The organism is Myxococcus sp. CA056, assembly GCF_013336715.1.
GTDB lineage: Bacteria > Myxococcota > Myxococcia > Myxococcales > Myxococcaceae > Myxococcus > Myxococcus llanfairpwllgwyngyllgogerychwyrndrobwllllantysiliogogogochensis.
The window spans coordinates 191,564-205,388 of sequence record NZ_JABUMT010000014.1; the positions used below are offsets into that span (position 1 = coordinate 191,564).

At 67.2% G+C, this 13,825-nt stretch carries 12 protein-coding genes; 4 read left to right on the top strand and 8 right to left on the bottom strand.

What is annotated here, in order from left to right; all coding sequences use genetic code 11:
* Positions 1-8: 8 nt before the first annotated feature.
* The 3 genes from HUA76_RS36725 to HUA76_RS36735 form a co-directional block, all read right to left on the bottom strand.
* Positions 9-902 (bottom strand): hypothetical protein, encoded by an 894-nt coding sequence (locus tag HUA76_RS36725; RefSeq protein WP_174463491.1) that lies wholly within the window; start codon positions 900-902, stop codon positions 9-11.
* 52 nt (positions 903-954) lie between these two features.
* Positions 955-2,448: a matrixin family metalloprotease gene (locus HUA76_RS36730; RefSeq protein WP_174455777.1), complete on the bottom strand. Its 1,494-nt coding sequence runs from the start codon at positions 2,446-2,448 to the stop codon at positions 955-957.
* A 281-nt stretch (positions 2,449-2,729) separates the two neighbouring features.
* Positions 2,730-3,206 carry a hypothetical protein gene (locus HUA76_RS36735; protein ID WP_174455776.1) on the bottom strand — a complete coding sequence of 159 codons (477 nt, stop codon included), beginning with the start codon at positions 3,204-3,206 and terminating at the stop codon, positions 2,730-2,732.
* Positions 3,207-3,515: 309 nt separating this feature from the next.
* Between HUA76_RS36735 and HUA76_RS36740 the strand changes: the two genes are divergently transcribed.
* Together HUA76_RS36740 and HUA76_RS36745 are read left to right on the top strand one after the other, a co-directional pair.
* On the top strand, positions 3,516-4,628 hold the full coding sequence (locus HUA76_RS36740; RefSeq protein WP_254614717.1) for a sensor histidine kinase: 1,113 nt from the start codon (positions 3,516-3,518) through the stop codon (positions 4,626-4,628).
* Positions 4,625-5,434: a LytTR family DNA-binding domain-containing protein gene (locus HUA76_RS36745; protein ID WP_254614718.1), complete on the top strand. Its 810-nt coding sequence runs from the start codon at positions 4,625-4,627 to the stop codon at positions 5,432-5,434. Before HUA76_RS36740 ends, HUA76_RS36745 begins: the two co-directional genes overlap by 4 nt.
* Before the next feature lie 50 nt (positions 5,435-5,484).
* On the opposite strand, the gene HUA76_RS36750 is transcribed toward HUA76_RS36745, so the two are convergent.
* Positions 5,485-5,871 (bottom strand): hypothetical protein, encoded by a 387-nt coding sequence (locus HUA76_RS36750; protein WP_141649114.1) that lies wholly within the window; start codon positions 5,869-5,871, stop codon positions 5,485-5,487.
* Positions 5,872-6,328: 457 nt separating this feature from the next.
* Here HUA76_RS36750 and HUA76_RS36755 point away from each other — a divergent pair, with 457 nt between their 5' ends.
* On the top strand, positions 6,329-7,174 hold the full coding sequence (locus tag HUA76_RS36755; protein WP_174463492.1) for an MbnP family copper-binding protein: 846 nt from the start codon (positions 6,329-6,331) through the stop codon (positions 7,172-7,174).
* Positions 7,175-7,271: 97 nt separating this feature from the next.
* On the top strand, positions 7,272-9,224 hold the full coding sequence (locus HUA76_RS36760) for an alginate lyase family protein (protein WP_174463493.1): 1,953 nt from the start codon (positions 7,272-7,274) through the stop codon (positions 9,222-9,224).
* An 87-nt stretch (positions 9,225-9,311) separates the two neighbouring features.
* On the opposite strand, the gene HUA76_RS36765 is transcribed toward HUA76_RS36760, so the two are convergent.
* From HUA76_RS36765 to HUA76_RS36780, 4 genes are all read right to left on the bottom strand, one after another.
* The gene (locus HUA76_RS36765; RefSeq protein WP_256434504.1) at positions 9,312-11,060 is read right to left on the bottom strand and encodes a chondroitinase-B domain-containing protein; all 1,749 of its coding nucleotides are present in this window, start codon (positions 11,058-11,060) and stop codon (positions 9,312-9,314) included.
* A gap of 267 nt (positions 11,061-11,327) precedes the next feature.
* A complete protein-coding gene (locus HUA76_RS36770; RefSeq protein ID WP_174463494.1) occupies positions 11,328-11,795 on the bottom strand; it encodes a type VI immunity family protein in 468 nt (155 codons plus the stop codon).
* The gene (locus HUA76_RS36775; protein ID WP_174463495.1) at positions 11,743-12,048 is read right to left on the bottom strand and encodes a hypothetical protein; all 306 of its coding nucleotides are present in this window, start codon (positions 12,046-12,048) and stop codon (positions 11,743-11,745) included. Before HUA76_RS36775 ends, HUA76_RS36770 begins: the two co-directional genes overlap by 53 nt.
* 158 nt (positions 12,049-12,206) lie before the next feature.
* On the bottom strand, positions 12,207-13,565 hold the full coding sequence (locus HUA76_RS36780) for a right-handed parallel beta-helix repeat-containing protein (RefSeq protein ID WP_174479049.1): 1,359 nt from the start codon (positions 13,563-13,565) through the stop codon (positions 12,207-12,209).
* Positions 13,566-13,825 lie beyond the last annotated feature (260 nt).

Genomic DNA, 13,825 nt, shown 5'->3' on the forward strand with positions numbered 1-13,825 from the left:
GTGCGACGTCAGAACGTCTTGTCGAGCAGGGCCGCGCAGTCGGACGGCCGGGCGCCATCCTTGATGTGGAGCGCCACGGGCCCCGAGGCCGGTCCGGGTTCCCAGGCCAGCCTCACGAAGCAGCGCTCACCCACGTTCACGACGTGGACCCGTGTCGCCACCGCGCCTTCAGGGAGCGCGTCGAACACCACCGTGCCCGCCTCGTCGGGAGCGGGCGTGGTCAGCGTGGCGGGCCGGTCCGCGCGTCCGTAGAGCCGGCCCGGCACCGCGCCCTGGGGAACGGAGTCCAGTGAGGTGCGCTCCGTGCGAGGAACCGAGAGCTGGGTGGACGCGACGAAGCGCTTGAGCGTGTCGAGCAGCGCGGAGGGAGTCGCTCCCGGGAGCACCTCGTGCTGGACCGAGGCTGCGTCCAGGTCGACATGTCCATGGTCGCCCCGGAGGAGGACGAAGGCCCCCGCGACGTCGGGTGAGCGCCGCAGGAAGAACAACTGCCGGTGTCCATCCAGCGTGCCCAGGTGGGCGCGCCCCGCCGACGCGTCCATGCCCGCCGCTGGAACCGCCACGACCACGCGAGTCGCGGAGCCCGGGAGCCGCTCCGCGTTCCGATACAGCTCCGCGTCCACCTCCACCTCCAGCTTCTGGAAGTAGCGAGGCCTCTTGCTGCCCTGGACCTTGCGGTGCGTGTCCACCTGTCGGGTGACGCGGCCCGTGACGATGAGGTCGGACTGGGCCACGTAGCCTTCGGGCCCCAGCGTGTACCGCGCGTAATCGTCGTGGACATGTCCCCGGCCCGCCGGGCCCAGCGCGGGGGTTGGTATCAGCGCCCTCCCCACACCCACGGCTCCCAGGCCCACGACCGCACCGACGACAACCATCATTCCCTGCTTGAAGAAGGACTTCATGACAATGTGTCTCCAGGAGTCTGGTGTTGCGGGGTCTCGCGAAGGTCCAGGCTCAAGGAGCCGCCGTCACCAGCTTCGCGCTGGAGATGCTGCCGCCAACGAACGTCTTGCGCTCGATGGGGAAGTTGGAGTCCGTGCACGTGCCGCTGGCGCAGTCCCGGATGTACATGTACGCGTCGCGGGTGTTGTTGGTGGAGGCGTGGATGATTTCCAGGCGGTTGCCATTCACGATCTGCACGTCCGAGGCGACGTTGAGCGTCCAGCCCGCCGTGACGTGCGTCCCCAGGTACATGAAGGTGCCGGCCGCGGTGATGTAGCCCTCGGCGATGCGCAGTTGGTGCTCGCCGTTCGAGGCTGGGAAGGTGAGGAAGCAGCGGTTGGCACCGGCGGGCGCCCAGTAGCCGCAATCAATCCCGACCGACGTGTCGGTCCATTCGCCGTTGATCTGGGTGGGGGTGGTCCAGGTGCCGGCGCTGGTCGACGTGGAGACCCGGAGCTTTCCTGTCCCCATCTCGATGAAGGCCATCACCAGCCGACCTGACGCCGCGTCATACGCGAGGCTCGGGCGCCGATGGGACGTCATCGTCGTGAGCTGGGGGCTTCCTCCCCAGAAACATCCGGCCAGGCTGCCGTAGACGCCCCGGTAGACGTAGATGGCTCCGGTGTCATTGGACGAGCGGAACGCCGCCGCGAAGCCCCCGCCTGGATTCTCGGAGACGGCCACGCCGTCGAAGGCATAGTCCGTCGAAGTGCAGGTCGGTCCCACGGTGCCACTGGGGTCGATACCGACGTACGAGATGCGGCTGGTGTAGTCCTGGTTCGAGTCGTTCTCGAAGGTCACGAGCGACCACCCGTCTGTCTGCGTCGCCACGCCTACGCTTCCGGAGGTCGTTCCCACCTGCGTCCAGCCGCCGCCCGTCCGGGCGCGGACCCTGACGGGATAGTCCGCGATGTATTGGGCGTGCTGTCCGCCCAGCTTGTCGTCCTCGCGAGGGAAGCGCTTCGGATAGGCCCCGAAGGCGTAGTTCCCCTGGTGCATGACGGCTTCAGGCGAACTCGTGGAGGGATGGGTCAACCCGAGGCAGTGCCCGAACTCATGCGTGAAGATGGACTGGAGGTCGAAGGTCTGGGTCCCGTTGTCCGAGTACGCGCTCGCGACGCCGGTGTTCATGTAGATGTCGATGGAGCAGTTGTCGGAGAGGAAGATGTAGGACGACCGTCCGAGACAGCTGTTCCCCGAGCAATCGCCGTCGCAGCACGTCTTGGCTTCAATCTCGAGGTCCGAGGCGTTGGGCGTCGTGTCGTGGAATTCGATGTTCGTGTTGAACCGGACCCCTGAGTTCTGCCAGGACTGAAGGGCAGAACGCGCGATGGTCATGATGCTGGCATTGTTCAGTCCGAAGTGGGTCTGGAATGGGCCGGTGATGACATCGATGACGTAGGGGTTGTCTCCCCATCTGACCGCGGTGTTGAGCGAATACGCCCCCACCGTGGCGGCAGGCAGGAAGCCCATCAAGAAGGTCGCGAGCAAGCCAGGTCGTTTCATCGTTCCTCGATGCAAGTGCACTGCAAGAGGAATACGTCGCGGCGACACGGGGCTGGTCGTCCAGCACATGCTCCGAGCTGTCACCGGGAGGCGCGGCCTGGAATTTCCCGAAGGCCGCCCGCGAAAAAACGTCCCGGGTTCCAGACCAGGAAAAAGCTCCAGCGGCTGGACTGGCTGGATGTCACGTTCCCTGGGGCCCCACGCGGACGTCGCGTGGGGCCCCACTCTTTTCCCCGCCATGGGTCGTCAGGCGCGAAAGACGGGCCCGACGCGCGCCGACCTCAGGGCGTGCAGATCTCCCCCGTCACGCGGGTGACAATCCTGTTGCCGTTGTCGAGCAGGAGACCGCTCACGAAGAGGTAGCCCGTCGCGCCGGCGAACTTCCCTGTTCCCTCGAGGATTTCGTGATGCGCCGTCACGTAGCCGGCGTTCGTGACGCCCGTCTCACGGGCGACGAGGGTCCCCTTCTCGAGCGTGTAGTGGAAGAAGCCGGCGTAGCTGAGCCACCCCGGAGCGGTGGTCAGCGCGAGACGCGCCTCCTGCGCCTTGAAGTGGGTGACGCCGCGCAGGCCGTGGTTCCCGTCCACTTCTCCGAGGAAGCATCGCGTCGCTCCGTTGAGGCACCCTTCCGTGGCCGGGTGTTCGATCAAATCCGCATGCACCTTGTGGCAGTGCTCCGCCCAGACGGCGGGCGCGAATGCGACGACGCTCACCGCGACCATCGACGAAACCACCTTCACGACTCCTGCGTAGCTCATGGGGACTCTCTCCAGTCGTTGAATGCTCACTGCTGCCTCGGCACGCCCCGGATGAGGGTGCGCCCCGGAAGATGCCTTCCGTGCGCGACAGGCACCTCGGCTTTGCTGTGAGCTGGCGGAAAGGTGAGGTGAAGCGGCCTGACGTGGGGCCGAGCCGGAGGCCACGCCTGCCGCGCGTGGGCGACATGTCCTGTCACGGCCTTCGTGTGCGAGGACCGATGCTCACCGCCGTGTGAGGCATCTTCCAGGGGAGGAATGCAGATGCACTAGGGTTGCGCCGCCTGCTTCAGTTCGCGTGTCGGGGCTCCCATGACGATGTCATTCCCTGCTGTCGCGGTTTCCCGCTGGCGTGCGATGGCGCTGACGGGTGGTGTGTGGACGCTCGTGGGCTGTGTGGCGGTGGCAGGGGGCGTTGGTGGCGCCCTCTCCACGGGCCGGCCCTTGCCGAGCACCTTCTTCTTTCTCAGCAACATCCTGGGAATGTGGCTGTGGGCGCTCTACACGCCGCTCATCTTCCGTTTGTGCGAGCGCTACCCGCTCGACGGTCCGCGATGGCGCCGAGGCGTGGGCGTGCATGTGGCGCTGTTCCTGGTCCTGTGGGGGCTCGAGTTCGTCGTCGGCTGGGTGTTGGAGAGGTTCGTCGAGCACCCGCAGCGCCCGTTGTTGCAGTACTTCTTCGGCGCGCTGGCCTACTGCTTCTTCTGTTACCTGGGCGTGCTCGCCGTGGGCCACGCGTTGCGCTTCCATCGGCTCTACCTGGAGCGCACGGTGCGGGCCTCCGAGCTGGAATCGCAGCTCCTGCGCTCCCAGTTGTTGGCCTTGCAGATGCAATTGCGCCCCCACTTCCTCTTCAATGCGCTGCACACCGTGTCCGGGCTCGTGCGGAACGACGACAAGGCAGGGGCGCTCCGGGTGGTCGCGAGTCTGGCGGACCTGCTGCGGGCGGTGTTGCGGAGCGATGCGAATCAGCAGGTTCCCCTTCAACAGGAGGTCGACCTGGTCGAGCGCTACCTCGGAATTGAACAGGTGCGCTTCCAGGACCGGCTTCGCACCGACTTCCATGTGGACCCGGAGGTGCTCGGGGCGCTCGTTCCTCAGTTGTTGCTCCAGCCGCTCGTGGAGAACGCCGTGCGCCATGGCACGTGCGCACGAGAGGGTGAGGGGAGGGTGTCGGTCCACATCCGCCGTGAGGCGGAGATGTTGTGCCTCTCGGTACGGGACTCTGGGGCGGGAGATGCTCCCGAGGGTGCGAGGCAGGACCGCCCGTCCGCCGAGTCCGGAGGCGTGGGCCTTGCCAATACCCGCGCGCGCCTGCGCCATCTGTACGGAGCGCGGCACAGGTTGTTGCTCAGTCGAACCCCGGATGGCGGAACGCTGGCCGAGGTGGCCATCCCCTTCCTGGTGCAGGAGGCGGCTCGATGAGCGCGCTCATGCAGCGCGAGCGCCTCCGCACGCTCGTGGTGGATGATGAGCCCCTGGCCCGCCAGAGCCTCCGCTCGCTGCTCGCGGGCGACGCGGGCATGGAGGTGGTGGGAGAGTGCGCGACGGGCCGCGAGGCAATCAAGGTGCTCCGGCAGGGGCCCGTGGATGTGCTCTTCCTGGACATCCAGATGCCAGGTGCGGACGGGTTCGAGGTGTTGCGGGCTGTGGGGCCGGGCGCCGCGGGGGCCGTGGTGTTCGTCACGGCCTTCGACACCTATGCGCTCCAGGCCTTCGACGTCGGGGCGGTCCACTACCTGCTCAAGCCCTTCGACGACGCGCGGTTCGCCAGTGTCCTCGCCCGTGCGAAGGAGCGCGTTCGGGGACTCCGGGTGCAGGGCATGGCGCGCCAGCTCGGTGAGCTGTACTCGGCCGAGGAGCCTGTTCCCGCCGCGCGTCCTGTCGCATCACCGACCTATCTCGAGCGACTCGCGGTGAAGGAGGCGGGGAGGGTGCTGCTGGTTCCCGTCGAGCAGATCGACTGGGTCGAGGCGGAAGACTGTTATGTCCAGGTGCACGTGGGCAGTCGTTCGCACCTGCTGCGTCAGTCGCTGCGTGAGCTGGAAGCGCAACTCGACCCGCGCCGCTTCCTGCGCATCCATCGCTCGACGCTCGTCAATCTGGAGCGGGTCCGGGAGCTTCAGCCGCTCTTCCATGGCGAGTACTGGGTGCAACTGCATGATGGTCGCCGCCTCAAGCTGAGCCGCAGCTTTCGGGACCGGCTCGACCAGGTGCTCTCGGGACGGTGACGAGAGCGGTTCGTCCACTTGCTGGCGCCGCGCCACACGTCGTCACGTGCTCACCGCGCCTCAAGTCGCCCATGCGCACCGCGCTGGAACAGCCAGGCGGACCCGAGGAACATCGCGATGAAGCCGGCGTTGAGCGTCAGGAGTTCGACAGGAGGGCTCCATGGCATCCCCCAGCCGGCGAGCACAGCGACTCCGGCGATGACCGCCTGCGTGAAGGCCATCGCGACCAGCGTGCGGGCCATGCCGGCCGCGCGCAGGCGCACGACGAAGGCGCCAGCAAGGCCGACGAGCAGCACCCCTCCGTAGACCAGGTTGGTGCGGTCGCCGTCCGCTCCGATGATGCCGACGCCGAGGCTCAACCAGATCAGGATGAGCGAGGCGAAGAGCGCGAGGCCAAGGGCGGCCCTATAGGCGGTGCTGGGGGGCGCGGTTCGCATGGACGTGTCTCCGTTGTCGATGACCGAAAGGGTCAGCCCCAAGGTGGCACGCTCCCGCGAGGCCCACCGCCTCGTCAGGCCGAGCGGTCGAAATCCAGCCGCCAGGGGTCGCGGGGCGGCCCGCCGTGCCGCTGGGGCCTGGCGCTCGCGTCCGCACAAGCCCCCCGAGGGTGATGCGCGCGAATACCCAGCGGGGGCAGCACGCCCGCCCCACCTGGGAAGGCGCGTCGCCAGGGGAGCGCCTTGACACGGCCACGTCCCCGCCAGGAGGGCAATTGCGCTGTCGCGCCAGTCGCCTCTTTCCGGTCGCACGCCGGTGGGCGCACGCCGTGCAATCGACCGCTCCCGCCGTGGTTCATCCACGCAAGGGGGGAAGATGCATCCGGGGGGGAGACAGGAGCGAGGGAGCGGGGAGGCGGGACGGCTTGCGCCGCGCGTCGGCACCATCGCGCGGGCCGTGTTGGGGGGCGGAGGGAGCCTCCGGCTGCTCGTGCTCGCGGCGCCCGTGCTCCTGCTTGCCTGCATGGGGGAGCGTCAGGTCTCGGTCCAGTTCACCGCCCAGGTGCGCGGCGAGCCCCTGCGCTGCGATGCGAGCTACGAGAAGGTCGGTGCCTCGGGGACCAGCCTCCAGTTGCTGGACTTCAAGGCGTACGTCCATGACGTCGCGTTGGTGCGCAAGAACGGGGACCGTTTCCCCCTGGTGTTGGCGCAGGATGGGCGCTGGCAGCGCAAGACGATCGCCCTGCTCGACTTCGAGGACGGCACCGGCACCTGCAACACGGGCAGCCCGGAGCTCCGCACCGAGGTGGTCGGCGTCGTGCCTGACTTCGACGACTACACCGGCGTGGAGTTCACGCTGGGGGTTCCTCGCGAGCTCAACCACAGGAATGTGGAGTGGGCCGACCCACCGCTGAACGACCCCAGCATGTGGTGGAGCTGGACGTACGGCTACAGGTACCTCCGGCTCGACGTGCGCTCGGGTGGCAATAGGGCCTATGTCTTCCACGTCCGCGCCGACGGCTGCACCGGGACGCCGGACATCGGCGTCGACTGCAGCGCGGAGAATCAGAGCACCATCCTCCTCACGGGCTTCGTGCCAGGGCGCAGCCGGGTCGTCTTCGACGTGGCCGCGCTCTTCGCGCACACGGACTTCGAGAGCTCCGGGGACGGGCTGACGGACCCTGTCCCAGGGTGCTTCTCCAGCGCCGGGGACCCGGAGTGTGCCGCGCTGCTCCCGCAGGTCGGGCTCGGCCGCGGACCCAGGGTGCTCGGCGGCACGGACGCCTTCATCCGTGTGGAATAGGTCCGGCGAGGCTCGCCTGGACCGGACTGTTCGCCGACTTGCAACGGAGTGATGAGACATGGCGCGACGATTGGGATGGAGAGCCGTGGAAGGTGCCTTGCTCCTCGTACTGCTCACGCACTGCGGGACTGAGAAGGAGCCGTCGCACGAGCTCGACTCGGCGCAGGTGCTGAACATCGCCTGCGGGCGCGAGGATGCGAACCCGGTGCAGCAGAAGGGCTGCGAGGGCAGCGCGTGCGTGGTGCAGGGCCATGTCTTCGGTAAAGAGGTGGCCTACTTGTGGTTGGACGAGGGGGAGCTGGAGGTCGCGGACCTCCTCCTCAAGGACACCTGGTCCGTTCCCCGGTTCGAGCCGGTCCGCCTGCCCCAGCCGCTGACCTGGACGGAGGACCCCTACGGCGAGAAGTTCTGGCGCTATGTCTTCTACGGGTTGCGGCCCACCGCCCATCTCTTGTGGGCCTTCCGGGAGACGGGAGACGGGCGCTACCGCGACAAGCTCATGGACATCTTCAGGAGCTTCGCCGCGAACAAGAAGAACTCCGTCTTCAGCGAGGACAAGCACGGCACGGCCTACCGGGCCATGGTGCTCGTCAACTCGTACTGGAAGCTCAAGCACGCGGATGCCCTCTCCTGGCAGGACTCGACGCTGCTCGAATGGCTCATCATCGAGGATGCGCGCTTCCTGGAGGACCCGAAGCATTTCGAGGCGGGCTTCAACCACGGGTTCGCCGAAGCGGCGGCGTTGCTGCTCATCGCGGAGAACTTCCCGCACTTCAAGGATGCGCCGCGCTGGCGTGAGCTGGCGCTGGAGCGCTACGACGATCTGCTCACGGATATCATCGGCTCGGACGGCTTCATCATCGAGAACTCCGCCTACTACCAGTTCTACGTCTTCACCCAGGTGTATCAGCTCTCGCAGTGGGCCCAGACGTACGGCCTGGAGATGTCTCCTCTCGTCAGGGAAGTGCTGGAGCGGATGGCCCGCTTCGCCTCCTACGTGGTGCAGCCCGACGGGCGCATCCCCATGCTCGGGGCGAGCCAGCGTCTGCTGGTGCGCAAGCACCAACCGGTATTGCTCGCGCGAATGGGCGCGGCCTTCCCCGAACTGGGCCACATGCTGACGGCGGGCATGTGTGGCACCGCGCCCACCGAGCGCCTCGCCTTCTTCGCGAGCTCCGGCGTGGCAGTGCTCCGCTCCTCGTTCGACACCGCCCTGGACTACCAGGCACAGACGCACCTGGTGTTCGACACGGGGCCCTACCGCACGGACCACAGTCACCTGGACGCCCTCAACGTGGTCCTCTACTCGGCCGGACGGACGCTGCTGACGGACTCCGGGATGTTCACCGAGGAGCCGGGAGAGGAGGAGGCCTACTTCCGCAGCACCCGCGCCCACAACACCGTGACGGTGGATGGATTGGACCAGCGCGACGGGCACGCCAGCCCCAGCCTCACCGCACAGGGGGGACAGTGGCTCTACCAGTCAGGCTTCCACGCGCTGTACGAAGGGGTGCGTCACTGGCGCGCGGTCATGCTGCTGGAGAAGGACGTCGTCCTGGTGGTGGACCGGCTCCTGTCGGAGGACTCGCACCGCTTCGAGCAGCGCTGGCAGTTCCAGCCGGACCTCACCGTCGCCACGCAGGGCGTCTCCGCCTTCGTCACCGACCCGAAGGGCAAGCGCGTCCTCCAGGTCACCCAGGCCCTGCCAGACGGCCTGTCCGTCTCCACCGTGCGCGGGGCCACCAGGCCGTATGACGGCTGGTACTCGGAGGACTACGAGGTTCGCAAGGCGTCGACGGTGCTCATCTATCCGCGCGAAGGCACGCAGGCGCACTACGCGACCCTCTTCACCAGTGGTCTGAACGCCCTGTCGCCAGCCTATGTCTCAGCCGTGCCGCTGCAGGAGGGGGTCGACGTACACGCCTGTGCGGCGGGCCGCGGCTATCGCATCCGGGTGCAGCGGCCCGCCGAATCGGACGAGGCCGTCACGGTCACCGCCGCACCCGAGTCCTGTGCGCGGGAGAATGCAGGCTCCCCCGGCTCGCCCTGAGCCGTTCGTCCAGGGGTCCACGACAAATGCAGGGGCTCCCGCTGTCTGGCGAGCCCCTGCTTCGTTTTGGACCCTCTGGCGCTCTGCTCAGGGAGCCAGAGGTCCGACGTCCGCGGAGGTGAGTGGACGTCGTGGGCCCGCTCCGCTCACGGTCTGGTCCGCGCCCACGTCCAGCGCGCCGGTGCGCGCCTGTCCATCCATGTCCGTGGTGGGGGGCTGGGTGCCAGTGGAGGGACGCGCCGCGCCAATCACCGGGCTCGCGGCGGTGGGACGCAGCAGGCCATCCGCCGCGCGCACCAGCTTGGGGTCCGCCCGGACGTAGCCCGCGGACGGGATGTCGCCGGGCGAGGCCGCGCCCCAGAGCATGTTGCCGACGGCCGTGAATCCATCCGGAGCCCGCTCGAAGTCCACCAACGCGCCCTGCTCACCGACGAGGAGGTTGTTCTCGACGCGCAGATCCCTGGCCGGAATGGGCCGGCGCGAGTCGGAGGCGCCGATGACCAGGTGGGTCGGCCCGTTGCCCACCAGGGTGTTGAAGGCCACGGTCACCCGGTTGGCGACGCTGCAGTCCGTGCCCAGGCCCGTGTCCTCCTCGGTGCAGCCGCTGCTGAGGACGATGGTGCCCTGGGCGCCCGTGCCGGTGCTGCCTTCAATGTAGTTGTTGGTGATGAGGTGGTCGTGGCCGTAGATGCGCAGACCCCCCGCGTTGTTCAGGATGAAGTTGCCATCCACCACGTTCTTGTTGCCGTGGCGCAGCACCAGCGAGCCCTTGTTGTTGCGCAGGGTGTTGCCGCGGAAGACGTTCTCCGAGCTCTTGTTGGAGATGACCTCGGGGTCACCGTTGCACTCCTCGAAGAGGTTGGCCTCCACGACGGTGTGCGCGCTGATGGGGCCGCGCTTGCTGTCGCCGATTCGCAGGCACTCGCCTCCCTCGGCGTCGAGGGTCAGCTTCTGGAAGAAGTTGTGATCGATGCGGTCGTTCTGCGACATGCCCGTGCTTCCATTCGGCGCATCGCCATAGACGGCGAGGAAGACGTTGGAGCTCTTCTTGTCGTGGAAGTGGTTGTGGTCGATGCGGTTGTTGCCGCTGCCCGCTCCTTCCAGCCGCATCCAGGTGCTGATGGACGTCGTGTCCTTGATGGCGAACTCATTCCGCGTGAAGCGGACATGGGTCGAGCCGACGATTCTCAGCGCGACGTCTCCCTCTTCCACAGCATGCGTCAGCTTGAAGCCCCGAAGGATGACGTGGGAGGCGCCTTCCACGAGGAAGCTCGACGCGCCGCCGATGCTCGCCCCACCCACGGTCTTCGCGGTGATGACGATGGGATCTTTCTCCGTGCCCTGGACCGACACCTCGATGGGGTCCGCGTTGGTGTAGGCGCCGTCGGCGAGTTCGATGCGGTCCCCCGGGAGGGCGGACGCAATCATGCTCCGCAGCTCGTTGAGGTTGCGTGCGCTGAGCGTCCGCTTGGGGGTGGGCAGGACATCGACCTGCTCGGGCGGAGTGGTTACGGGAGGCTCGGGGTCCGTCGGGTCGGGGATGACAGGCCCGGGGTCGGTCGTGGGAGGGGTGCCGGCGTCAGGCTCGCCGGTGCCAGGGGTAGGGTCAGGATCGCCGGTGCCGGGTGTGGGGTCTGGCTCGCCGGTGCCAGGCGTGGGGTCGGGGTCTCCGGTGCCAGGCGTGGGGTCAGGGGTGCCGTCGCCGGGTACGGAGGGGCTGGTGTCCGGAGAGGGGTCATCCGGAGGGGTTTCCTTTTCCGTTCCTTTACTGCCGCAGCCTGCCGACAGCAGCAGTGAGAAAGTCGTGACAGCGAATGCCAGTCGAAGTTTCCGCAAACGGTGTTGCCTCCAGCAGGCCCAGCGAGGGGCACACCGCCACGCTCGGGAGCAGGCTCCCAGGCGTGGCAGGAGCCACCCTGAACGGCGGACCCTGCGTCTGTTTGAGTGGAAGGCCCCAGCCCTCGCGCCGGCGGGCGAGGACGAGCCTTGCGACAGTCCCCAACGCGCTCAAACGTTCTGAATTCCAACCCCGCACCGTCGACCAACGGGGCGAGTGGACAAGCCTTCCAGAGCCTGCTCGGGGTGCGGCTTCCTGGCGGGGGCTCAGGTGCCCAGTCGCCGGTACCACGCCTCGGTCCGGGGGATGGCGCCGCCCCCGAGCCGCAGCGCCATGGACTGGTCCGCCGCGATGGCGATCCACGGCGCGAGCAGCCGATAGACCTCACGGTACAGCGGCAACATCTCCCCGTGGTCGACATCGCCTGTCATGGGGGCGGGCCCTGTCTTGACCAGGGTGCCATGCCGGGCTTCGAGCAGCTCGACTTCGGCGGGAAGCTGACTCCGCAGGGCCTTGAGCCCACCGAGTTGCTCCAGCGTCCCTGTGTCGAGCAGCGTCAGCCAATTCACGCCCTGGATGCCATTGCCGCCCACGGCCTTGGCGTCGAACGGGATGCGAACGATGTCGATGCCCGGGTGACGCATCGACATTTTCCAGGCGTGTGTCTCGCTGGCCTCCTTGTCATCGCGGGAGCACTCGAAGGCGAAGCGCGAGGTAGTTCTTGCGAGGCGCATCGGGGGCCAGCCAGGTGCCGAGCAGTCCGAGGACCCGCTTCGTGACCGGCTTGTGGGCCTTCATCGTCTCCGTGGCGTGGAAGGTCAGCCGCTCGGGTGGGCACCGGGTCTGGAACAGGTCCCAGGCCGACAGCAGCCCGACGGAGCCGTCGTAGAACGAGCGGCTGGTATACAGGTTGATGCCGAAGACCCAGGAGGTCAGCCGGATGCCGTCCTGGATGAGCTCGAGTTCGGAGGGTGGGGGTGCATGCATGGAGTCGGGGCCCTTGACCTGCTGCGCCTCGAAGTCCGCGGCGAAGGCGCCCGAACATCCTAGAGGCTGTCCCGAAATCGAGCGAGCAGGCCTGAGGGCCGAAGCCGGCCCGCCGGCCGCTGGTGTGGTGGCGGCCGGAACCTCATGTGCGTCGCCTCTCAGGGGACTCGTATTGAGTTCTGCTCCAGGCCCGCGGGCGCCAGCTTGCTGCGCCACTCAGGGAACTCCCCGAGGTTGACGAGTCCCGTGGCCGTGAATTTGCCACGGGGCCCCTCGTAACGATTTCGGTCCATCCTCATCTGGGCGCGGTATTGCGCGCGGCCCAGCCGCACGAAGAGCGGCATGTCGCGGAGGATGTTGTCGAACACCAGCATGCCCGGGGCCCCGAGGGGTTCATCCGCGGCCAGCCGCAGTCCGGCGTCCGCCGTCCGCTGCACGAGGTTCGCGCGGATCTGCACCCGGTTGACCTGCACGACGCGGATGCCCTGTCCGTTCCCCCTGTTCGCGAAGTTGAAGATGTCGCTGATGGTGTTGTTCCGAATCAGCACGTCCACGGGCTGGTCCCCTGCCGTGGTGCCTCCTAGCGAGATTCCTCGGCCCGCATCGGAAATGGTGTTGGACACGAGTTGAACGTTCGTGGCGTCCGCGTGGACCACCACCGCTTCGGCCGCGGAGGTGCTCGCCTGCCAGGGGTAGCGCGACAGGTTGGGGAAGTCGAAGATGGAGTTGGTGCGCACAAAGACGGAGTCGCAACCCTTGATGTCGACGCCGTTCTCCCCGGCATCATGCAGTTGGTTGTGCTCGATATAGAGATACGCGGGTCTGTTGCCATCCATCTGACACTGCACCGAGTCGCCCGCGGTCTGATGAATATTGTTCTCCAGGACGAAGATTTCCCGCGAGGCGTTCTTGACCACGACCCCATGGGAGTCCGCCCCCGACTTCGAGAAGTCATAAATCTCGTTGTTGCCGATGAGGACATTGTTGGCACTGCTGATGACGACGCCGCCACCGGCTGTGCCTCGGTGTATCCGTGAGTCAATCAACTGCGAGCAATAGGTGTTGCGTTCGAAGAGCGCGGCGAACGATGCCTTGCCTTGGATGTCTACTTCCAGGGATTGGAAGATCCAGTAGGGCTGGCTCAAGGTCAGCAGGCTGCCCACGACACGTCCGGTCGGGGGGACGATGCGCGTCCTGAAGGACGACGCTCCCCTGACGAGGATGGGCGCGATGGCGGTACCCGCCCGGGTCGTCGACGGGTTGATGACGAGCTGCTCGGGATAGGTTCCCGGGCGCACCTCGATGATGTTCCCCGGCCGGGCGGCCTTCAGCGCCAGGGTGATGGTCCTGTATGGGTTGGAGCTGGAGCCCAACGGCCTGCTGGAGTTCCATGGCCCCGTGTTCGAGACGAACAGCGTTCTGTCCCGTGCGTCCGCCGCCGTCGGACACCGTTCCAGGAAGATCTCCTTCCCGTCAGGGGGTTCCACCAGCTCGGCCGCGACCTCCCCGAGGTGCATTTCGTCCTCGGATGGGTCCGTCGTCTCGACTCCACAGGCCAGCGTCAGCCCTAGCAGGAGTGAACTGAATGTGGGAATGAACCCACTCCCTCTTCGCTGCTTCCTCATGAAGGCCCTCCGCGACGACTGACAGCGGAGCACAACCTTCCCATCGAGGAGTCGGTCCACAAGCATCCTGCCCCCAAGGTGGACGCGAACGCCGCGCGGGCCCCAGGACTCCTGGGCGGGTTGGGCTCGAAGGTCTACCCGGCCCAGGGAGC